Annotated in this window: 18 protein-coding genes and 1 pseudogene; 3 read left to right on the top strand and 16 right to left on the bottom strand. The window is 39.4% G+C overall.

Translation table 11 applies throughout. From position 1 onward, the window contains the following. Positions 1-182 precede the first annotated feature (182 nt). The 4 genes and pseudogenes from GQO39_RS03300 to GQO39_RS03285 form a co-directional block, all read right to left on the bottom strand. Positions 183-1,044: pseudogene (locus GQO39_RS03300) on the bottom strand (C40 family peptidase). Positions 1,045-1,180: 136 nt separating this feature from the next. Continuing rightward, a complete protein-coding gene (locus GQO39_RS03295) occupies positions 1,181-2,554 on the bottom strand; it encodes a leucyl aminopeptidase family protein (protein ID WP_156850933.1) in 1,374 nt (457 codons plus the stop codon). A 13-nt stretch (positions 2,555-2,567) separates the two neighbouring features. Next, positions 2,568-3,512: a type I pantothenate kinase gene (gene coaA, locus GQO39_RS03290; protein ID WP_246668513.1), complete on the bottom strand. Its 945-nt coding sequence runs from the start codon at positions 3,510-3,512 to the stop codon at positions 2,568-2,570. Positions 3,513-3,687: 175 nt separating this feature from the next. After that, positions 3,688-4,677 carry an asparaginase gene (locus tag GQO39_RS03285; protein ID WP_156850931.1) on the bottom strand — a complete coding sequence of 330 codons (990 nt, stop codon included), beginning with the start codon at positions 4,675-4,677 and terminating at the stop codon, positions 3,688-3,690. Positions 4,678-4,898: 221 nt separating this feature from the next. On the opposite strand from GQO39_RS03285, the gene hslV reads away from it, so the two are divergent. Together hslV and hslU are read left to right on the top strand one after the other, a co-directional pair. Continuing rightward, positions 4,899-5,480, top strand: coding sequence for an ATP-dependent protease subunit HslV (gene hslV / locus GQO39_RS03280; RefSeq protein WP_156850930.1), 582 nt, complete (start codon positions 4,899-4,901; stop codon positions 5,478-5,480). Then, the gene (hslU, locus tag GQO39_RS03275; RefSeq protein ID WP_156850929.1) at positions 5,481-6,791 is read left to right on the top strand and encodes an ATP-dependent protease ATPase subunit HslU; all 1,311 of its coding nucleotides are present in this window, start codon (positions 5,481-5,483) and stop codon (positions 6,789-6,791) included. It begins immediately after the preceding gene. A gap of 19 nt (positions 6,792-6,810) precedes the next feature. On the opposite strand, the gene GQO39_RS03270 is transcribed toward hslU, so the two are convergent. From GQO39_RS03270 to rpsO, 3 genes are all read right to left on the bottom strand, one after another. Next, positions 6,811-7,806: a class I SAM-dependent methyltransferase gene (locus GQO39_RS03270; RefSeq protein ID WP_156850928.1), complete on the bottom strand. Its 996-nt coding sequence runs from the start codon at positions 7,804-7,806 to the stop codon at positions 6,811-6,813. A gap of 71 nt (positions 7,807-7,877) precedes the next feature. Beyond that, positions 7,878-10,079, bottom strand: a complete 2,202-nt coding sequence (gene pnp, locus GQO39_RS03265; protein WP_156850927.1) for a polyribonucleotide nucleotidyltransferase — start codon at positions 10,077-10,079, stop codon at positions 7,878-7,880. A 241-nt stretch (positions 10,080-10,320) separates the two neighbouring features. Next, positions 10,321-10,590: a 30S ribosomal protein S15 gene (rpsO, locus tag GQO39_RS03260; protein ID WP_004864305.1), complete on the bottom strand. Its 270-nt coding sequence runs from the start codon at positions 10,588-10,590 to the stop codon at positions 10,321-10,323. 321 nt (positions 10,591-10,911) lie between these two features. Between rpsO and GQO39_RS03255 the strand changes: the two genes are divergently transcribed. Then, positions 10,912-12,540, top strand: a complete 1,629-nt coding sequence (locus GQO39_RS03255) for an MFS transporter (RefSeq protein ID WP_007551856.1) — start codon at positions 10,912-10,914, stop codon at positions 12,538-12,540. A gap of 468 nt (positions 12,541-13,008) precedes the next feature. On the opposite strand, the gene truB is transcribed toward GQO39_RS03255, so the two are convergent. The 9 genes from truB to GQO39_RS03210 all read right to left on the bottom strand — a co-directional run bounded on the left by truB (position 13,009) and on the right by GQO39_RS03210 (position 22,629). Beyond that, positions 13,009-13,968: a tRNA pseudouridine(55) synthase TruB gene (truB, locus tag GQO39_RS03250; protein ID WP_156850926.1), complete on the bottom strand. Its 960-nt coding sequence runs from the start codon at positions 13,966-13,968 to the stop codon at positions 13,009-13,011. A 4-nt stretch (positions 13,969-13,972) separates the two neighbouring features. After that, on the bottom strand, positions 13,973-14,380 hold the full coding sequence (gene rbfA, locus GQO39_RS03245) for a 30S ribosome-binding factor RbfA (protein WP_156850925.1): 408 nt from the start codon (positions 14,378-14,380) through the stop codon (positions 13,973-13,975). Positions 14,381-14,507: 127 nt separating this feature from the next. Then, complete coding sequence (infB, locus tag GQO39_RS03240; protein ID WP_156850924.1) at positions 14,508-17,030, bottom strand: translation initiation factor IF-2; 2,523 nt, start codon at positions 17,028-17,030, stop codon at positions 14,508-14,510. Next, on the bottom strand, positions 17,027-17,662 hold the full coding sequence (locus tag GQO39_RS03235) for an RNA-binding protein (RefSeq protein WP_007551852.1): 636 nt from the start codon (positions 17,660-17,662) through the stop codon (positions 17,027-17,029). Before GQO39_RS03235 ends, infB begins: the two co-directional genes overlap by 4 nt. Beyond that, positions 17,663-19,294, bottom strand: coding sequence for a transcription termination factor NusA (gene nusA, locus GQO39_RS03230; protein ID WP_007551849.1), 1,632 nt, complete (start codon positions 19,292-19,294; stop codon positions 17,663-17,665). 47 nt (positions 19,295-19,341) lie between these two features. Beyond that, entirely contained in the window at positions 19,342-19,992 is a 651-nt protein-coding gene (gene rimP / locus GQO39_RS03225; protein ID WP_156850923.1) for a ribosome maturation factor RimP, read from the bottom strand. A 126-nt stretch (positions 19,993-20,118) separates the two neighbouring features. Further along, positions 20,119-20,820, bottom strand: coding sequence for a tRNA (guanine(46)-N(7))-methyltransferase TrmB (locus GQO39_RS03220; protein WP_156850922.1), 702 nt, complete (start codon positions 20,818-20,820; stop codon positions 20,119-20,121). Beyond that, complete coding sequence (metK, locus tag GQO39_RS03215) at positions 20,817-22,082, bottom strand: methionine adenosyltransferase (protein ID WP_007551846.1); 1,266 nt, start codon at positions 22,080-22,082, stop codon at positions 20,817-20,819. The genes GQO39_RS03220 and metK overlap by 4 nt, the downstream gene beginning before the upstream one ends. Positions 22,083-22,215: 133 nt before the next feature. Next, positions 22,216-22,629, bottom strand: a complete 414-nt coding sequence (locus GQO39_RS03210) for a helix-turn-helix domain-containing protein (RefSeq protein WP_007551845.1) — start codon at positions 22,627-22,629, stop codon at positions 22,216-22,218. Between the last annotated feature and the right edge of the window lie 98 nt (positions 22,630-22,727).

Below are 22,727 nucleotides of genomic sequence, written 5' to 3'. Positions count from 1 at the left end.
TTTAACAAAAGGCTAGCGATAAATTCCCTTCGGTATAAATAAGTGTGTGAAAGCGCCTTTCGTTCATATAAGACATACAATAAGGCACGATCCGTATTACTACTTTTAAAGCTAGAAACTTAAATCCGTAGAAAAACATAACATAGAAGTATTTATTAGTTGTGTTCATAGTAGGGTGTGTATTACGTTTCTGGTATTGGACGACGTTTTTCTACGGGATATTGATGTTTTTTAGCAATACGCGTAATTGCTTCTTCCAATGGCTCGACCATAACGTCCATAGAAAAGCCACTTGCATGAATGATATTTTCATGATCGATCATAATGGCAACATGGCCTTTCCAAAAAATCAAATCACCTCGTTGAAGTTTATCACTGTCTGTAAGTTGTTTTCCTATAGTTTTCTGTTGCATGTCAGTATCGCGTAAAACCATTTGTCCAGTCATTATCATGGAAAGTTGAACCAGCCCTGAGCAATCAATTCCGAAACCACTGACACCACCCAAAAGGTAAGGTGTGAGTAGCAAAGTTTCGGCAACAGTAACATAATCTTTGTATACGTGCCCGATGGGATTAAGATGATGGGAAATGATTGCTTTTCCATTTTCAAGTATAGAATACCGTGTATCACGGACTTCAATTTCATCAACAACACTTACTTTACTCCCCATGGATAAGGGGTACTCCATTGGTCCACGTAAGTCAGCTTGCAAATATTGGAAAGTGCGTGGTGCTGAAACGACATGTGTTTGTTTGACAGCCGACGTACAAAGAACTGTTGTATCAATATAACCAACATAACCATCTTTGAGTGACTGTCCCCACGACATGTATACCCCTTGTTCAAAAATGAGAAGCTCTTCTCCTAATAAGCATTCTGTTTGCCTTTCGCTTTTTTTATTTTTTTCTTCAAAAAACCCAGCAACAGCTGCATTAACACGCTTTTTTCACCTTGAACAAAGCGCTGAGCTGTAATTTTTTTTCGAGACGTTGATCTGCTAGATCATCTCTGAATGCACATAGTCTTGGATCTTTAAAGAGTATCTATTTACCTTCCATTTTTATCTTTAAACAGATTTATGACAGCTATATCAGTAAGACTTTTCATCCACAAATAAAACACCGAGTACAATTTAAGGCGCAAAAGCCCAACATTATTCATCTTTGTGAATATTTTATGTCAAATTTGATTTTTAAAGAAGTTATAAAGGGCACGAATAGCTTGTGCGGAACCACCGATAGGATAGCCTGGTTTTTCTTTTGGAATCCATCCATAAAGATCAAAATGCGCAAAATGTTCGGCTTTTTCAACAAAAGAGTTAAGGAATAAAGCAGCAACTATTGAACCAGCATAGTTATTTCCAGTTATATTGTTAAGATCAGCAATTGGTGATGATAACATTTCTTGATAGGGTTTCCAAAGTGGCATTTGCCAAAGAGGATCGGATACAGAATGAGAAGATTGCAAAACCTGTTGCGCCCATATTGAATCATTACAATAAAATGCGGGAAGATCTGGTCCTAATGCGATACGTGCTGCCCCTGTTAAAGTTGCCATACAAAGCATGAATTGTGGACTTTCTTCGTCACCATAGGCAAGTGCATCGGCAAGGACAAGCCGACCTTCAGCATCTGTATTACCAATTTCAACATTTAAACCTTTACGGCTTGGGAGAATATCACCTGGTCTATAAGCATTGGCAGAAATTGCATTTTCAACAGCTGGAATCAAAACCCGTAGACGAAAGGGTAATTTTGCATCCATGATAAATTTAGCCAATCCCAAAACATGAGCTCCTCCTCCCATGTCTTTTTTCATGAGTAACATGTTATTCGCTGATTTAATATCAAGACCTCCAGTATCGAAGGTTACACCCTTGCCAACCAACGTTATTTTGGGATGATTTTCTTGCCCCCAATGTAATTCAATCAATCGTGGCGCAGTGCTACTAGCGCGTCCTACGGCATGAATCATAGGAAAGTTATGTATTAAGAGATCATCTCCACAAATGCTTTGAACATGAGCTCCGTAGGTTTTTCCAAGCTGGCATGTTTCTTTCTCGAGGGTATCAGGATTCATATCATTGGCAGGAATATTAATGAGATCACGGACAAAAAAGACAGTTTTATAAATTCGTTGAAGTTCATCGAGATCAACCGTATCGTTGACATAGATTGATAACGATTTGGAAGAAAAGTTTTGACGATAGCGGTTGAATTGATAACTTCCAAACGCCAATCCAAGATAGCTATTTATTTCATTAGAGGCTGTCCCTTCTAAATGCCAATGTCCAGTAGGAAGGTTTTTAGCGAGAAGCCCCGTGATAAAAGGTTGGTCTCCATTGCCAAGTCCAAAGAAAACTTTTTTCAAATGTCCGGTTTCATGAGGAATAAAAAGTATTTGTCCTGCTTTTCCAGTGAAATCATTAACTTTCATCCATGCTGTTGTTGCTTCATCAAGAGCTAAATCAGCAAGACTTTTAGGATTGACCAATAAGATGGGACAACTCTTGTCGACACGTGTTGAAGAAAAATGAATATGATGTAAATGCATATTTATGAAATCCTTATAGTCGTCGAAGTGCAACGTATTCAACCAAGTGGTTTTTTCCCTTTCGTAGGATGAGATTAGACCGTGGCCGTGTTGGCAATATATTTTCTTGTAAATTTTTAAAATTAATCGTTTGCCAAAGGTCCTCAGCTATTTTTAAGACTTCTTTTTCATTGAGGTGTGCATAACGATGAAAGTAGGATTCAGGATTTTGAAAAGCTGTTTTACGTAAACGTTGGAAGCGTTCCAAGTACCAGTGACGAATGACTTCTGTGTCAGCATCTACATAGATGGAAAAATCAAAAAAATCTGACACGAAAGGGATGATTTTTCCATCTTTAGGAAGGTCATTGACCTGTAACACATTGATTCCTTCAACAATTAAGATATCAGGACGATCAATGATAATTGTTTGATTTTCCAGAACATCATAGGCCATATGCGAATAAAGTGGTGCACGAACATTACCAATACCGGCTTTTATAGCAGAAAGAAAGCACAATAATTTCCTAATGTCATAGGAATCAGGAAATCCTTTACGATTCATGCGATTTTTTTGCTGTAAAACAGCGTTGGAGTAGAGAAAACCATCAGTTGTAATCAAATCAACTTTGAAGCTAGATGTCCAACGTTTTAAAAGTTCTTGAAGAATACGAGCAGTAGTTGATTTTCCTACCGCAACAGAGCCAGCAATCCCAATGATAAAAGGAGTTTTTCTAGTTCCTTCTTGATGTAAAAATTTTTGACGCTTATGAAAAAGTTCCTTTACTGCTTCAACATGACATAATAACAGACGCGATAAGGAAAGATAAATACGTTGTACTTCTTTAAGATCAATTGGATCACCAATTGAGCGTAGGCGTTTGATTTCATCAAAAGTCAAGGTAAGTGGTGTATCCGCACGAAATTGAGACCACTCTTGTGCAGTGAAGATACTATAGGGTGAATACCTATCAGAAATGGGTTTAACTAAGCTATCTTTCTGATCAATTTTTGAGGAGAGCGTATCAATCATTTTATTGGTCGAGAATCTTTTTGCTGCAGTAATTGATTAAGGATAGATAGGCGAGTTGTTTTGTCTTCAAGTAAATTTTATTTTGCATGTTTTTTTCTTTAAAATAATAGATAAGCTTTCGTTAACTTATAATCCAGTCATTCCAGTATGCATTGATTTGCGCTAAGGAGTATCCTTGTGCCAAAAACGCCCATAAAAGTAAACGTGCTTTTACTGCTGATAAATAACCAGACATGAGGGCACCAGCAGCAATCAGATCGACTTCTGATCCTTTATAGCCATAAGTTGAGCGAGTTGTTGAGCCAGTGCAGGTCCGGCTAGCGATAATGATTGGCATTTTTTGTGTATATTGTCGCACGATGTCTGCTTCTTCAAAACTACAGTGACCTGATCCAAAACCGGCAATAACAAGCCCAGCATAATGCCCACTCTCAAGGCAGAATTTCATTAGTTGCGTATCAGAGGACAAAGAGGAGTATAGTAGTGCAACTTGATGATCATAGTTTTGGGGAATATCAAATGTTGTTGGGAAAAAGTTCCGATCATTAAAATAAACCAATTTTCCTTCCAAAATATCACCTAAAATACCTGCTAAACCTGACTGAAATGTCTCAATTTTGACGGTATGGCTTTTCTGGACCCAATAAGGTGAGTGAATACTATCATTGATTACAACCAAAACACCCCTGTTTCTACTTTGTGGATGAGCAGCGACGCGCGCTGCTGCTAAAACATTAGCTGGTCCATCAGCACCTGCTTCACAGGGTACACGCATAGCACCAGTTATAACCAGCGGTTCCACTTTATCCCAATAAAGAGAAAGAAAAAAAGCTGTTTCTTCCAGTGTATCAGTACCTTGGGTTAAAACAACGCCTTCTGCACCAGCCTTTATTTGCTGTGTTGCCCACTCTATTATTTCAAAAAGAATGTTGAAAGATAAAGATCCACTCGGTAATTGCGTGAGCGTTTGCGCATGTACATTAGCAATTTTATTTAAATCAGGAACACTTTTTATGAGGATATCTGAGGTTAATATCGGTTGCATTTGGCCAAAATTGTCAGCGGCCATTGCAATTGTTCCTCCCAATGTCCCTATTGCTATTTTTTTCATAATGTATCCTTTAAAAAACGTAAATAGTTTTCAAAAACTATTTAGCAACAATTTGTATTGATAACAATGATATCATTTTTTTATTTCAACAAATTGAATTGCACTGAATCATTGTGTTTTGCAGTATATGTTCTTAAATAGAGACAATAGTGATTAGATTTTACATTTGATGGAAATAAGTCAATATTTAAGAACAGAGATCAATATTAAGGAGTTTCCTTATGGCAGAACATAAGCCAGATATAATGTATGGTACAACTATTATTACCGTGCGAAAAGGTGGCAAAGTCGTGATGGCCGGTGATGGACAGGTTTCACTTGGGCAGACTATTATGAAAGGTAATGCACGTAAAGTTCGTCGTCTTGGGAAGGGCGGAGCGGTTGTCGCTGGTTTTGCAGGTGCTACAGCAGATGCTTTCACTTTGCTAGAAAGGTTAGAAACGAAGCTTGAACAATATCCTGATCAGCTCATGCGTGCCTGCGTAGAACTTGCAAAAGATTGGCGAACAGACCGCTATTTGCGGCGTCTCGAGGCTATGATGCTTGTGGCTGATAAGAAAATAACTTTAGCTTTAACAGGGCTTGGTGATGTTTTAGAACCGGAAGATGGAGTAATGGCAATTGGCTCTGGAGGAAATTTTGCTCTTTCGGCTGCTCGAGCACTCATGGATATAGATTTGGATGCAGAAACCATTGCCCGTAAAGCTATGAATATTGCCGCTAAAATTTGTGTTTATACCAATGATCATTTTACGATTGAAACATTGGATGCAGAATTATCTTCTTTAGAGAAAGCTATTTGAATGTGTGTTGTATTTTCCCCTCGTGAGACTGTTTCTGAACTTGATCGTTTTATTATTGGCCAAAATGATGCCAAGCGTTCTGTTGCTATTGCACTGCGCAATCGGTGGCGTAGACAACAGCTTGATGGTCCAATGCGTGAAGAGGTTATGCCAAAAAATATTTTGATGATAGGACCAACAGGTGTTGGTAAAACAGGTATAGCACGTCGATTAGCAAAACTTGCTGGAGCACCTTTTGTTAAAGTAGAAGCGACTAAATTTACTGAAGTTGGTTATGTAGGACGTGATGTTGAGCAAATTATTCGTGACCTTGTTGAGATAGCCATTTCTCTTGTGCGTGAAAAAAAACGTGATGAAGTTAAAGTGAAGGCTCATGTTAATACTGAAGAGCGTGTTTTAGATGCCCTTGTTGGTAAGACAGCAAGCCCTGCTACCCGCGATAGTTTCCGCAAAAAGCTGCGCGAAGGTGAATTGGATGAGAAAGAGATTGAAATTGAAGTAGCCGATAATAACAGCAATAGCGCTTCAACCTTTGATATTCCTGGTATACCAGGTGCCCAAATGGGAATTATGAATTTATCAGATATTTTTGGTAAAATGGGGAGTCGTACAAAGGTCCGCAAAACGACAGTAAAGGATGCTTTTAAGCCTCTCATTGATGATGAATCTGAAAAGCTCCTTGATCAAGATCAAATTATTCAAGAAGCGCTTCGTGTTACTGAGAATGATGGAATTGTTTTTATTGATGAGATTGATAAAATTGCAACCCGAGATGGTGGAGCAGGTGCTGCCGTTTCGCGTGAGGGCGTTCAACGTGATCTTTTGCCTTTGGTTGAAGGAACAACAATTGCTACAAAATATGGTCAAGTCAAAACAGATCATATTCTTTTTATTGCATCAGGCGCATTTCATGTTTCCAAGCCATCTGATTTGTTGCCAGAACTTCAAGGGCGTTTGCCAATTCGCGTGGAGCTAAATGCTTTAACAAGGGAAGATTTACGACGTATTCTAACTGAACCTGAAGCTAGCTTAATTAAGCAATATATTGCTTTAATGGCAACAGAGGAGGTTCATTTAGAAATTACCGATGATGCGATTGATGCTTTAGCGGATATTGCTGTGGATCTAAACGCAAGGATTGAAAATATAGGAGCACGTCGTTTGCAAACGGTGATGGAGCGCGTATTAGACGAGATTTCTTTTACGGCGCCAGATAAAGCGGGTACATCATTTAAAGTTGATGCCGCTTATGTCAGACAATCGATAGGTGAGCTTGCTGCTGATGTCGATCTTTCACGTTTTATTCTTTAGAGTTATCGCTTGTTTTCGTTTAACGGCGTGCTTCGATAATTTTGAATCCATGGGCTTGTTCATGTATCAATACCGAACGGAAAATATTTTTTAACAATGTTTCATAAGGCAGGTGGCGGTTAGCAACAAGAAGCAGATTGCCACCTAGCTTTAGGTATTTTGCAGCATTTATAATAAAATTCTGCCCTAATGAAACATCTGTAGTCTGTTGTGTGTGAAACGGTGGATTTGAAATGATTGTATCATACAGATCTGTGATTGGCTCATGTACAAGATCATGCCAATAAAAATGAATCGGACGAGAATCCGTCATTTGTTCGAGGTTTTGTTTGGCTGCTCTCAAAGCGTTATAATCGGCTTCATAGAGGTCGAGAGTCGTTAGTTTTTCACTTCCAAGTGCAGCGTAAGAAAGAAAACCCCAGCCAGCTCCAAAATCGGCAGTTTTTCCAGAAATAACTTTGCACATATGGGAAGCAAGTGTGGCGGATCCCAGATCAATGCGACCGTGCGAGAACATGCCAGAAGTTGTTTGAAATTTATTTTCAAAAGTGAGAGGTGGTGAACGCCGCTGTGCAATATTCTGTTTTTTTATTTCTGGTGGAACTTGAAGCCAAAATACCAGTCCATGGTTTTTAGACAATCTACTGGTGATGGGAACAAGCGTTTCGACCCATTTCATCATGGAAGCTGCACCAGCAGTTTTATTTCCACCGATAACAATCCACCCATTAGGTTTAACACACTCTAATAAATCAAGAAAGCAATTTTGGTTAAAACCACGATATTTGCTTAAATGTAAGAGTGCACCATCATAAGTAAAAGTTTTATCTATTTGAGGGGAGCAGTGAAATCGAGCATTAGTAAATTTCAAAAAGTCTGGTCGCCAAGGCGTTATAACTTTTAAGTTTTGCGCCCATTCTAGAGTAGGAACTTCCGTCAAACCAAAACTCACCCAAGATTGGTCTAGATTGGGAAGAGGAAGAGCATGGTTTTTAAAAGGTAAAAACAGTAACACATGTAGCTCTTTTAAAGAAAAATGCCATTCTGATATTAGGATGGCATTTTATTTGATAACAGGAGGGAAGATCACTCTTCTTTTTTCTTATGACGGCGCTTATTTGCGGATTTATTTTTTTCATCCATGCTATTTTCTTTTTCTTCTTTTATTGACCGATCACCTGTAATTTCTGCACCTGTTTGTTGGTCGACAATTTTCATCGATAACCGAACTTTACCGCGCTCATCAAAGCCCATTAATTTAACCCAAACCTTATCACCTTCTTTAATAACATCTGTTGTTTTTGCGACGCGTTCTGATGCAAGTTGAGAGATATGGACAAGCCCATCACGTGAGCCAAAGAAATTCACAAATGCACCGAATTCTGCAGTTTTTACAACTGTTCCTTGGTATATAGCACCAACTTCGGGTTCATCAACAATGGAATGGATCCAGCGTTTCGCTGCCTCAATGGTTTTAGCATCAGCAGAGGCAATTTTAATTGTACCATCATCTTCAATATTGATTTTCGCTCCAGTTTGTTCAACGATTTCTCGAATAACTTTACCACCAGAGCCAATAACATCGCGAATTTTATCAACAGCAATGTTCATAACTTCAATACGTGGAGAAAATTCACTTAATTCAGCGCGTGCACTGGTTAAAGCCTTGGACATTTCGTTAAGGATGTGGATTCGACCACCTCTGGCTTGTTCAAGTGCGATTTTCATAATTTCTTCAGTAATACCATCAATTTTAATGTCCATTTGTAAGGCAGTAATGCCATTTTCTGTCCCAGCTACTTTAAAATCCATATCTCCAAGATGATCTTCATCTCCTAAAATATCGGATAGAACAGCAAAGCGTTCACCTTCTTTAATCAAACCCATAGCAATCCCTGCAACGGGGCGTGCCAGAGGAACACCGGCATCCATGAGAGCAAGTGAAGTACCACAAACAGTTGCCATGGAAGATGATCCATTGGATTCAGTAATCTCTGAGACAGCACGAATGGTATAAGGAAAGGATTCCTTACTTGGTAACATGGGATGAAGTGCACGCCACGCCAATTTGCCATGTCCAATTTCACGGCGCCCAGGAGAACCAAGACGTCCTGTTTCACCTACTGAAAATGGTGGAAAATTGTAATGAAGGAGGAATGTTTCCTTATACATACCTGTTAAAGAATCAACATATTGTTCATCTTCACCAGTTCCTAGTGTTGCAACGACAATTGCTTGTGTTTCTCCACGGGTAAAGAGTGCCGAGCCATGTGTACGGGGCAAAATACTAACTTCTGATTGGATAGGGCGTACTGTTGAAAGGTCACGCCCATCAATACGCTTTTGTGTATCAAGAATGTTTCCACGAACAATTTTTGCTTGCAACTGTTTGAAAACGGTTGCAATTTGGTCGGTACTGAATTTACAATTTTCTTCTGTTTCAGGTATAAATTTATTGATGACTTCTGTTTTTAGTGCATCAATCGCGGCATAACGTTCTTGTTTATCTGTAATCGTGTAAGCCTTTCGTATATTCTGTTCGGCCATTTCTAGCATAGCTTTTTCGAGATCAGAGAGATCTTCGGGAACAAAGTTGCGTGGATCTTTTGCGGCAACTTCAGCAAGCTTGATGATGGCATCAAGGACAGGTTGAAAGCCTTTATGCCCAAACATAACAGCACCCAACATGATATCTTCCGGTAATTCTTGAGCTTCTGATTCAACCATCAACACAGCACTTTCAGTTCCGGCTACAACAAGATCAAGTTTTGATTCGGGCATTTCATCGATATGAGGATTGAGAACGTATTGTCCATTACAGTAGCCAACACGGGCACCTGCAATAGGGCCCATAAAAGGAACACCTGACAAAGTCAACGCGGCAGAAGATGCAATCATTGCAAGGATATCAGGATTATTTTCGAGATCATGTTGTATAACGGAAACAATGACTTGCGTATCATTTTTATAACCATTGGCAAAGAGAGGGCGAATTGGACGATCAATCAAACGTGAGATCAATGTCTCACTTTCGGTTGGCCGATTTTCACGCTTTAAATAACCACCGGGTATTTTACCAACAGCATATAATTTCTCTTGATAATTAACGGTGAGAGGAAAAAAATCTTGATCCGGTTTTGGATTTTTTGCTGAAACAACAGTCGCTAAGACAATGGTTTCTCCGTAAGTAGCAATTACTGCACCATCAGCTTGACGTGCTATTTTACCTGTTTCTATGGTCAGTGGTCGACCTGCCCATTCAATTTCTATCTTGTGCGTTTTGAACATTTCTTATCCTTAATGACCAGTGTCACACCTTTGAGTGTTCACATTCTGGGTTTGCGTGGCATATTTTAAAGCTATAGGCAGGACAACAAAACACTTCTGTTTTTTGTGAGAAGAGAGCAATAAATCGCAATTTAAACACAAAGAAACTAGCAATCCCGCCTCATGATGATTACTCGTCAGTTTTTAGAGTTCTAACTAAAAAAATAGGTGTTTTTTTAGAACACCACATCTCATTTTTCTTTTAGCGACGCAAACCTAACTTTCTGATAAGTGTTTGATAACGATTTTGGTCAATCCCTTTAAGGTAATCAAGAAGGCGACGGCGTTGAGATACCATTTTTAAAAGACCACGACGAGAATGATTATCCTTTTTATGAGATTTAAAATGGTTAGTTAAATTAGAAATACGTTCAGAAAGCACAGCAACCTGCACTTCTGGTGATCCTGTGTCACCGACTTTATTTGCGTATTCTGCGACAAGAGCTTGTTTACGTTCAGCTGTAATCGACATCATATTATCCTTTCAAAAAACAAAGAAACAAAAGTCACCCACAGCCGAGATGTCGTTCAGCAAGGGTCTGCGAAGAAACAAGAAGAGTTGAAGACTCTTACTTACTTTGGCATTTATACAGGAACGAAGGTTAAAATACTAGTCCTTAAAAGCATCTTGAAAACCGTCTTTCAATAAAGGATTTTGTTTTGAAATATTGATTTTAACAAGGTTTTATGAGAGTCCTTAAAGAATTATGCATTCTTTTAATACAAAGATTGCTGCTTTGCATAACGTGTTTATATTAAAGAAGGCAATAGATTGCCGATTTGGAGGCAAAAAATGCAGAGCATTTCGACGTTAGAACTTTTTCGTAATTCAATATTTCGTAATTTATGGCTGACTACTCTCGTTTCTAATTTGGGAGGGCTTATACAGGCTGTAGGGGCAGGGTGGTTGATGGCATTGATTAGTTCTTCACATTCTATGGTTGGGTTTGTTCAAAGTGCTACGACATTACCACTTGTTATGTTTTCTCTGATGGCGGGAGCATTAGCTGATAATTTTAATCGGCGTAAAATTATGTTGTGTGCGCAGATTATGATGATGGTTGTTTCAATTAATTTGGCTGTTTTATCCTATATGGGCTTTTTAACACCTTGGTTTTTGTTATGCTTTACATTTTTGATTGGGTGTGGAACCGCCTTTTATAATCCTTCTTGGCAGGCAACAATAGGAGACATTGTGAGCAGGGAAAATATTCCTGCTGCCGTTAGTCTGAACAGTGTAGGCTTTAATTTAATGCGTAGTGTAGGTCCTGCTATTGGTGGTGCTGTTATTGCTACTCTGGGTGCATCAGCAGCTTTTCTTTTCAATGCGATAAGTTACATTCCTTTAATTGCTGCTTTGTTTTTGTGGAAACAGAGTTATAAAAACAATTCGTTGCCACGAGAGAGACTTTTCGGGGCTGTCTCAGATGGTTTGCGTTATGTTGCGATGTCGCCTAATCTCCTTAGTATTATGATCAGAGCGTTCCTTTTTGGTATTGGAGCGATTTCGATTTTAGCACTTTTGCCAATCGTTGTGCATAACATTCTCGGGGGAAATGCACTTCTTTATGGCACACTTCTTGGTTGTTTTGGTTTGGGAGCGATGACCGCCGGTGTTATTAATTCATCTGTACGGCATTATTTTCGTTCAGAGACGATTATTACAAGCGCATTTATTGGTTTTGCTTTTTCCTGTCTTTTTTTGGCAATGAGCCGTTCGCTGGTTATAAGCCATATTGCTTTATTTCCTGCAGGTTTGTGTTGGGTTTTGGCGTTGTCGTTGTTTAATACATCTGTACAATTATCTACACCACGCTGGGTCGTTGCACGTGCTTTAGCGCTTTATCAAACAGCATCTTATGGAGGTATGGCTATCGGAAGCGCTATCTGGGGAGCTCTTGCTGATGGTTATTCTCCAACAGTTGCTTTGAGTGTTTGTTCTCTATTCTTGATTTTGGGAGCTCTTGCGGGAGTCAAATTTAGGGTTCAGGAAATTCCTGAGATAGATCTTGATCCGCTTGATCATTTCAGAGAACCAGAGCTTTTACTCGACCTAAAAGCACGAAGTGGTCCTATCATGATTATGATTGATTACCAAATTCATGAAAATGATCTCGAAGAATTTCTCAAAGTGATGACACGTCGTCGCAATATTCGTTTACGTGATGGCGCTCGTCAATGGGTCCTTTTGCGTGATCTCGAAAGGCCTGAATATTGGACAGAAGCTTATCATATGCCAACATGGGTAGATTATTTACGCCATAATCATCGTCGTACAAAAGCAGATGCAGAGGTAAATAAGCTCTTGCGTCAATTAAATCGTATGCCAAGTGGTATAAGAGTACACCGTATGATTGAGCGGCAAACAATACCACATGTCAGTGAGATGCATTTAAAACCCTCTGCTGATCAATTGCCTTGATGGGAAGAGGGCTAAAACAGTTTTCTTATCAACTATTAAATATGTGCAATACTATTTTATGGATAAATTTGTTAGGATGAACGAAACAGCAGAAATTTTAAGATGTTCAATGCGCGCTTTATGTAGTTAGTAAATTAAGGGCAGATTTTTACTGAATGAACAGCCTAAGATTATTAGTATTGCAATTTGTTTCAACTAAAGTTTAAGTTTTCTATCCTACCAAATCCTCTTGACACTACAATATATGCACGTGTATCTAGCAATGATTAAAGAAACGATTTAAATGATAAAGACACATTCTTGTGTTTTATTGTGCGAATGAAGGTTAGTTTTACGGACACACCACTGCCTTAGACCCTTATCTGAATTATTGTAAAAGGGTGAGTTTAAAGTAATGAAAAAAGCCTCCTTCTCCTTATTAATATGAGAAAGTATTTTTTCAGAGAGATGATTATGAGAAAGAACGGATTAAATTGTGAAAATCCGCTTTGGCTTGAATAAGCTTTTATCAAGAGTGCCTATAGCAAGAAGTTGGCCTTTGTAGATAACGCAAATCTCTTCTTCATCAATAGATGCATTGTTATCACAGAGGGAAACAGGATTGCCCATCATAACTCGTTGTGCTTGGATTTCATTAAGTATACAATGGGAAAGGCAATCCAGCGCAGCACCTGTTTTAATTAAAAGTGTATCAAGTGTTGAAAAATCTCTTTTGGGATGAGCACCATGTTCATTTGTTACATTTTTATCCAGTGTTGCTGCTTTTAGTTCGTCCCATGTGATGAGATCATTTTCACAAAAAGGTGCTACTGCGATGCGTCTTAAATCGGCAATATATCCATAACAACCGAGATCACGTCCCATATCGCGTGCTAAGGAGCGCACATAGGTTCCTTTTCCGCAGGTTATTTCAAAGATAGAACGTTCATTGGTAGAAGTTTCTATTAGTTTAAAAGTTTTTATTTCCACTTGGCGTGGTGGAATTTCAACAACTTCACCCTCACGTGCTAAATCATAGGCACGGTTACCGGCAATTTTAATTGCCGAAAACTGTGGAGGTGTTTGCAAAATAACACCTGTATATTGAGGAAGAAGGGCGAGTATTTCTTCGCGTGTTGGACGTTTGAGAGATGTCTTCGTTACTTCACCTTCTAGATCGTCTGTTGAACGTTCTTCTCCCCAAACAATATGAAAACGGTAGGTTTTTGTACCTTGCATAACGTAGGGAACGGTTTTTGTTGCTTCACCTAATGCAATTGGTAGGAGACCAGAAGCAAGAGGATCAAGCGTACCTGCATGTCCTGCTTTTTGCGCATGAAAAAGCCATTTGATTTGTGAGACGGCTTCTGTTGATCTCATTCCTTTTGGTTTATCAAATATGATCCAGCCAGAAACGGAACGGCCTTTTTTTTTGCGTTGCCGTGCCATATTTCTAATCCTCAAGTTTATCGCTATGGTGAAGATCGCGTGCCACCTCAGGTGAGCGAAGCAAAGCATCAATTTTTGAAAAATTATCAAAACTACTATCAAGCCGAAAACGCAGCTCAGGCATATATTTCATCTGTCTCAATGCGTGGCTAATTTCTCCACGGACAAAACGGCTGTGTTTATTGAGGATATCAACGACATCAACATGAGATGTGTTTTTAAGAATGCTGAGAGGAGAAACAAAGCAAACGGCAATTTTTAAATCTGGTGACATGCGCACCTCAGAGACAGAAATTACCATATCTTTTAAGACATCATCGAGTAAAATACCACGCTGTAGTATATGAGATACTGCATGGCGCACTTGTTCTCCCACTCTTAGCTGCCGTTGTGATGGTCCTGCATTTTTCATCGAAGTCTTACCTTTGTTACAATCCCTCTTTCTTTGATTGCCTTAAAGGATAATAAAGAACGGAGGCATTGTGCATAAAATTCAATAACTTTTCTCATTTTACAGGGAGTAAAGTCGCTGGATTATTTTACAATGTGCGATTAATATGTTCGATGCGGAAAGTTTCAATAATATCTCCTGTACGTATGTCGTCATAGTTTTCGAATGCTATTCCACATTCTTGACCACTTTGTACTTCATTGACTTCATCCTTGAAGCGTTTGAGTGTTTTAAGTTTTCCATCATGAATGACAATATTATCGCGGATAAGGCGAACACCAGCTCCTCGTTCTATTTTACCGTCTGTAACGCGACAACCAGCAACTTTTCCAATTTTTGTGATGTTAAAGACTTCCAGAATTTCAGCATTTCCAAGGAAAGTCTCACGCTGTTCTGGTGAGAGTAATCCTGACATGGCAGCTTTTATATCGTCAACAAGATCGTAGATGATGTTATAATAGCGAATTTCAATTCCTTGTGTTTTAGCACAATCACGCGCTTGTTTATTGGCTCGAACATTAAAGCCAATCACAGCAGAGTTAGAAGCTTCAGCGAGAGAAATATCACTTTCAGTGATACCCCCAGCACCAGAATGTACAATACGTGCACGTACTTCTTCATTTCCTAGCTTTTCTAATGCTGAAGCGATTGCTTCAATTGATCCCTGCACATCTCCTTTAATAATAAGGGGAAATTCTTTAATGCCTGTGGTTTGTAATTTGGTCATCATCTGTTCAAGAGAACCGCGAGAACTCGTTTGTCGTGCTACAGCTTTATCACGTGCTAATCGCTGACGGTATTCAGCAATTTCGCGTGCTTTTGCTTCATGAGTGACAACGGCAAAACGGTCTCCAGCTTGCGGTGTTCCTTGCATACCTAAAATTTCAATAGGCGTAGAAGGAATTGCTTCTTTCACGTGACGACCATGGTCGTCGATCAAAGCACGCACACGACCCCATTCATTGCCGGCGACAATAATATCAGAAGGATGCAATGTTCCTTTTTGAACAAGAACTGTTGCAACAGATCCACGTCCTCTATCCAGTTTTGCTTCAATCACAACGCCCTCTGCGGTTCGTTGAGGATCGGCTTTCAGATCAAGAATTTCAGCTTGGAGGAGAATAGCTTCGAGAAGTTTATCAAGATTTTGACCAGTTTTAGCAGAAACTTCGACTTCTAAAGTTTCCCCACCCATGGTTTCAACAAACACTTCGTGTTGCAGAAGTTCTGTACGCACTTTTTGCGCGTCAGCAGCTGGTTTATCAATTTTGTTGATAGCAACAATAATCGGTACACCAGCTGCTTTAGCATGATTAATTGATTCAATTGTTTGTGGCATGACACTATCATCAGCAGCTACAACCAGAACGGCAATATCCGTAACACGAGCTCCACGAGCGCGCATAGCCGTGAAAGCAGCATGTCCAGGTGTATCAATAAAGGTAATCTTTTGACCATTTTGCTCCACTTGATAAGCGCCAATATGCTGTGTAATACCACCTGCTTCACCAGAAACAACATTTGCTTTTCGAATAGCATCAAGCAGAGAAGTTTTTCCGTGGTCGACATGGCCCATAATTGTTACGACCGGTGGGCGTTGCCGCACTTTTTGAGGATTATCAGCTATATTAAAAATGCCTTCTTCTACGTCAGATTCCAAAACACGTTTAACAGTATGACCGAATTCAACGGCAATGAGTTCAGCAACATCTGCATCAATAACATCGCCAGGTTTCATCATTTGTCCTTGTTTCATCAGAAATTTAATCACATCCACGGAGCGCTCAGTCATACGCTGCGCAAGCTCTTGAATAGTAATGGTTTCAGGAAGAACAACTTCGCGAGAAATTTTTTCCCTTGGCTCTTGGTTTTGTGCACGTTTAAATTTCTCTTGCCTGCGACGCATTGCAGCCATTGAACGTCCACGTGCACTACCGTCTTCGTCTAAAGCGCTATTGAGGGTTAATTTTCCACGGCGTCGTTCATCAGCACCTTTTACAACTTTTGGTGCACGCACTTCTGATTTAACAGGGTTGGCGCGTCGGTTATGGCGCTCATCTTCTTTATTGTCATCTGCTCTACGTTTTTCAATCACAGTTGTATTTTTAGGCGTGATAGGGATATTTATCGATTCGCTAAGAGAGTGAGCCGAGGTAAGAGATGGAGTCTGTACTGGTGAGCTTTCTTTTTCTTGATGTATTTCGGTTTCTTGAATTGATTGTCTCAAACTTTCTTCATGTTCTTTTGCACGTTTTGCTTCTTTTTCAGCTTGTTCACGCATTATTTTTTCTTGAATATGTGCTTCTTCTAACGCGCGAAGTCTCGCTTCCATTTCAGCAGATGAAAGATTACTTTTAGCAACGGTTTCATGAGGAATTACTTCTTCGAATCGTGGTTTAGAGCGTTGAGGAGCTACATGCGGCTTCGTAATTGGTTGTTGTATTTCAGCCTTTTCATCAGGTCGCGTAATTTTGCGCCGTTTGGTCTCGACAACCACAGCCTTTGTACGGCCATGGCTAAAATTTTGTTTGACCGTGCTCGTCTCTAGGACTGTCCGCTTTAGGGTTAGTGTCCTCTTGACTGTTGTTTTGTCATTATTATTTTCACTCATTGTACTTCCTTCACGGCTTGTACCGTCATCTCACCAAGCTTGATGTGCTTGCCATCACGATAGGCGAGCAGTTTGTGTATCGTTTTGAGAAATCCTTCGGCAGCTTTTGTATCTAATAAAGCCGCATGCATGACAGGATTAGCGCCAAAAGCCACCCGCATTTCATCACTTGTAAATAAAGATATGATTTTTATATTCCGATTTGTGTGTTGTTGCATTGTATAGATGGCTTGTGCAATTTTCCGTTTTCCCTCTTCTGTAGTTTCCTTAGCATGAAGTACGAGAATAGCTTGACCAGAGCGGATAGCTGCATCAACTTTTGTTGCTCCCATAACAATGGCACCTGCTTTTCTCGCCATGGAAAGGCTTGAAAGGGCAGATTTTAACAAAAGTGTATCAACAAGATGTGCAAGATCTGGCACAACCTCAACATCGGTTTTAAAACTTTTGTTAAAAGCTTTTTGTTTGATCGCTGCTTCAATGACAGAATGGTGAGCAGAGACCCAAACACCACGCCCAGGCAATGTGGCTTTAAGATCAGGAACAATTTGATTATTGGGACCAATAACAAAACGGATCAGCGTTTCTGCTGAAGCATTTTTTCTTGTCACAATGCAGGTCCGTTTATTCATTTAAAGTGTATCCACATTCAAATTATCTATTTTTTCATTTTTTGCAGAGTCTTCATTTTCTGCGGGAGTCTCTGTAACAAGATCGATTTTGTCTATCCAACCTGCTTGTACACGTGCAGCTAAAACCATGGCTTCTGCATCAGCACGTGTAATATCAAATGGGGTCAGTATACCAGAAAAATTTTGTGTTTGACCTTCTTTACGTTCTTTCCAGCCCGCCAAATCATCAACTGCATAGCCAGCAAAGTCTTCTATTGTTTTTACACCATCTTCACCAACAGCAACTAACATAGCACTTGTTATTCCAGGCAGTGCTCGTAATTCATCAGAAACACCGAGTTTTTTGCGCTTTTCATCAAGCTCTTTTTCTTTATGTTCGAGATATTCACGCGCGCGGTTTTGGATTTCAGCAGCAGTTTCATGATCAAAACCATCAATGGAAGCAATTTCTTCGAGATCAATATAGGCAATTTCCTCAATGGAAGAAAAACCTTCTGATGCCATAACTTGGCCTATCATTTCGTCAACATCTAAAGATTCCATAAATAGTTTGCTGCGTTCGATAAATTCTTTTTGACGATTTTCAGATTCTTCCTGTTCCGTTAAAATATCAATATTCCATCCTGTTAATTGTGAAGCTAAACGAACATTTTGTCCGCGCCGTCCAATAGCAAGGCTGAGTTGGTCATCAGGGACAATGACTTCGATACGTTCTGCATCTTCATCGAGAACAACTTTAGAAACTTCAGCGGGTTGTAGCGCATTGACGATAAATGTTGCAGCATCAGGAGACCAAGGAATAATATCAATTTTTTCCCCCTGTAATTCTGCAACAACAGCCTGTACGCGACTTCCTCGCATTCCAACACATGCACCAACAGGATCAATGGAACCATCGCGCGAAACAACAGCAATTTTAGCACGTGAACCAGGATCACGTGCAACGGATTTAATTTCTATAATACCATCGTAGATTTCTGGTACTTCCATGGTAAAAAGTTTTACCATAAATTGAGGATGTGTGCGTGAAAGGAAAATTTGCGGACCACGTGATTCACGGTGCACGTCACTGACATAGGCACGAATACGGTCGCCATAGCGAAAGGATTCACGTGGAATTAATTCATCACGGCGTACGATAGCTTCACCACGTCCTAGATCAACGATAACATTGCCATATTCCACACGTTTTACTGCACCAGAAATAATCTCACCAATTTTATTTTTAAATTCTTCGTATTGTTGGTCACGTTCTGCATCGCGTACTCTTTGTACAATAACCTGTTTAGCAGATTGCGCTGCGATACGCCCAAAGTCCATAGGAGGTAAAAGATCAGCAAAAAAATCACCAATTTTTGCGTCTGCTTGGCGTTTAAGGGCATCCGATAGAGTAATTTCAGTTGTATAATCTTCAACGACATCAACAATTTTAAGCAGGCGTTGTAATTTAATTTCACCTGTTTTGGAATTGATTTCGGCGCGAATATTAGTTTCTTGACCATACCGAGAACGTGCTGCTTTCTGAATAGCATCGGCCATTGCAGAAATGACAATGTCACGATCAATTGATTTTTCACGTGCAACAGCGTCTGCAATTTGCAGAATTTCAAGCCTGTTAGCGCTTGTAGCCATCAATTTTCTCCTTCTTTGTGCCACATTACGGGCATCTCCCAGTGATATCAATTCTTATAATTTGACGTTTGTTTTGAGATGTTAAGATTATCTTCGGGAATGGGTTGTTTATTTAAATCTTTATTTTTTTTCAACGCGTCGCGAATAAGTTCATCAGTAAGCACCAAATGCGCATTTGTGATATCACAAAAGGGAATAAAGGTGTACATAGTTTCTCCATAAGCGGCTTTATCGGTGTTTAAAGTAAATCCATCTTGCGTGATATTTGTAAGCGTTCCCCGAAATTTTTGGCGCCCATCAATTGTTATTTTGGTTTCAATTTTTGCAATATGCCCTTGCCACTGAAAAAAGTCAGACTTTCTTACCAATGGGCGATCAATGCCAGGAGATGAAATTTCTAAATGATATTTGCGTTCAATAACATTTTGTACATCAAGAAGGGGCGAAACAGTTCGACTAACAGTTTCACAATCTTCTACAGTCATAGAGCCATCAGCACGTTCAACCATAATCTGAAGTGTTAAACCATTTAAACCAAGAAGCTTTATGCGAACTAAACGAAAACCCAAAGGCTTAAGCAATGGTATGATAAGAACGGCAACGCGCGCTTCGATGCCATTTTCTTCAAATAGGCGTGGTTCGTCAAGATTGCTTATTTTTTCAGCTTCGTTCATATATTTTATCCAAGTCATTTTCATCAATTTTATGATATTAAAAAAGAGCGGGCTAAAGACCCACTCTTCATCATAAGACCAAGAATTTAGTTACTGATACTCTTAAATTCAAAATTTTTCAAGTTATTTTAAAGAAAAGCATTTTATCGACTATTTCTTGATAAAAGTAAGATATGCTGGTGTCCGTCCTTCACGTAGAGCTTTTGCTTCATAACGTGTACTTATCCATAGCGGATAAGGGATTTTCCAGTCTTTAGGGTTTTCTGCTTCCCACTCAAAGCTGCTATGCAGTGCACAATAGTAGAGGGTCCAGTTTACATAACTCTCTATATCGCTAGCAAAGCGGAATTTTTTACCGGCTTTAAGAACGCGAGCAAAACGATTAAGATTTTTTATGTTGATAAAACGTCGTTTCCAATGTTTCTTTTTAGGCCATGGATCAGGATAAAAGATATCTATTCCGTCAAGTGATGCATCTGGAAGCCAATCAAGGAGTTGAGAGGCGTCATTATCATAAAGCCGAATATGGCTTTGATGTTTTTTGTGCTGTTCAAGAGACATTAACATTTTTGCCATGCCATTAATAAAGGGCTCGATGCCAATAAAACCAGTTTGTGGAAAATGTTCCATTTCATGGAGCAAATGTTCACCTCCACCAAAACCAATTTCAAGCCGAACTTCTCTTACTTTATTGGGAAATAAGCATGTTAAGTCTAAGGGTGGTAGGGTATTTAAATCAATGTTAAGAGTTGGGAGAAGCATTTTTATACGCGCAAGTTGATTGTTTCGCAGCCGTTTTCCTTGTCGACGACCAAAAAAGGCTTCACACGTACGTGTATTGTGGTTCATCATGGTTTTATCAATGTTTGAAGTGTTTTAATCAGATCAGTTTTTTCCCATGAAAACGAACCATCACATTTTGGTTTGCGTCCAAAATGACCATAGGCAGCTGTTTTCGTATAAATCGGTTTATTAAGGTCAAGATGTTTGCGAATGCCAGTTGGTGAAAGGTCCATTATTTTGCGAATGGCTGCTTCAAGAATTTTTTCATCGACTTTTCCTGTTCCATGGAGGTTAAGATAAATAGATAAGGGTTGCGCAATGCCAATTGCATAGGAGAGTTGAATGGTGCACCTTTCTGCTAAACCAGCGGCAACAATATTTTTAGCTAAATAGCGTGCGGCATAAGCTGCGGAACGATCAACTTTTGTCGTATCTTTGCCTGAAAAAGCGCCACCACCATGAGGGGCTGCACCTCCATAAGTGTCAACGATAATTTTACGTCCTGTTAGTCCTGCATCACTTTGAGGACCACCAATAACAAATTTTCCAGTTGGGTTTATGTACCAACGGCATTGATCAGAAATAGTAATATCATGTAAAGCTTGACGAATATAAGGCTCAACCACTGTACGGACTTTATGAGAATCCCAACTTTCATCTAAATGTTGTGTTGAAAGAACAATGGACGTTACTTCTATAGGCTTTCCATTTTTATACCGTATTGTTATTTGGCTTTTGGCATCTGGCCCTAATTTAGCAATTTCCCCTTCTTTTTTATGGCGGGCTGCGGCGAGAAGTTTTAAAATCTTATGGGCATAATAAATCGGTGCAGGCATGAGATCAGGTGTTTCACGGCAAGCATATCCGAACATGATGCCCTGATCACCTGCGCCTTCTTCGCCATTGCGATCCGTAGCGTTATCAACTCCGCGTGCAATGTCAGTTGATTGAGGGCGTAAAAGGACATCAATTTTAACAGTTTTCCAATGAAAACCTACTTGTTCATAACCAATTGCACGAATAGCACGACGTGCTACTGCGCGAAAACGAGTAGGATTAATGCGCGGAAAGCCAGTTTCATCGTAAATAAATTCTCTATTTTTATTTCTTTTTAAGAGTGTGTCGGGAACACGCACTTCACCAGCGATAACGACACGGTTTACACTGACGAGGGTTTCACAAGCGACTCGTACTAACCATGGATCAGTACCGGTTTTTTGAGCTTCTTTATAAATCATATCAACGATTTCATCGGAAATACGATCGCAAATTTTATCAGGATGTCCTTCCGATACCGATTCACTTGTAAAAAGATAATCTTGATGCGGCATAGGAACCCCTTCAAAAAAGAAAACCAACAGTTGATTATATTAATTGTCTATTAAAATTGCTTCTATTTGCCAATCCCATGGCAAATCGTCAATGCTGATTTATGAGATGATTGAGAGAAAGATGTAATTTATTTTATAGTTTATTTGTCATATCTTCTTCAGAAAGTGCTTTTGCCAAGTCAATGATTTTTCGACGCACCTTAGCATCGGATATGTTAGTAAAAGCACGCATAAGCTGGATTCCTTCATTGCTGGAGCAAAAGTCCATAAAATCATTATCGCTTTCAGCAAAACCTTCTAAAGGTTGCGTATTAATGCCTTTATCAAAAAAATAAGAAACAGGAACATCCATAATTTCTGCAATTGCTTGAAGACGGCTTGCACCAATACGGTTTGTACCTTTTTCATATTTTTGGATTTGCTGGAAAGTGACGCCTAGTTTTTCACCTAGTTTTTCTTGGGTCATCCCTAAAATGTTACGACGTAAACGAATACGGGTTCCAACATAGATATCTATAGGATCAGGTTTTTTTCTAGTCTCGGTCATAATGCAACTCTTTAATTTCCAGCACTCCGCTTCTAAACCAACATCAGATTTATTCGAGGTTGGTTTATCATATAATTAAAATAATATGTAACACTTTT

The organism is Bartonella refiksaydamii, from assembly GCF_902652675.1.
GTDB lineage: Bacteria > Pseudomonadota > Alphaproteobacteria > Rhizobiales > Rhizobiaceae > Bartonella > Bartonella refiksaydamii.
This window is presented reverse-complemented; position numbering and strand designations above follow the sequence as displayed.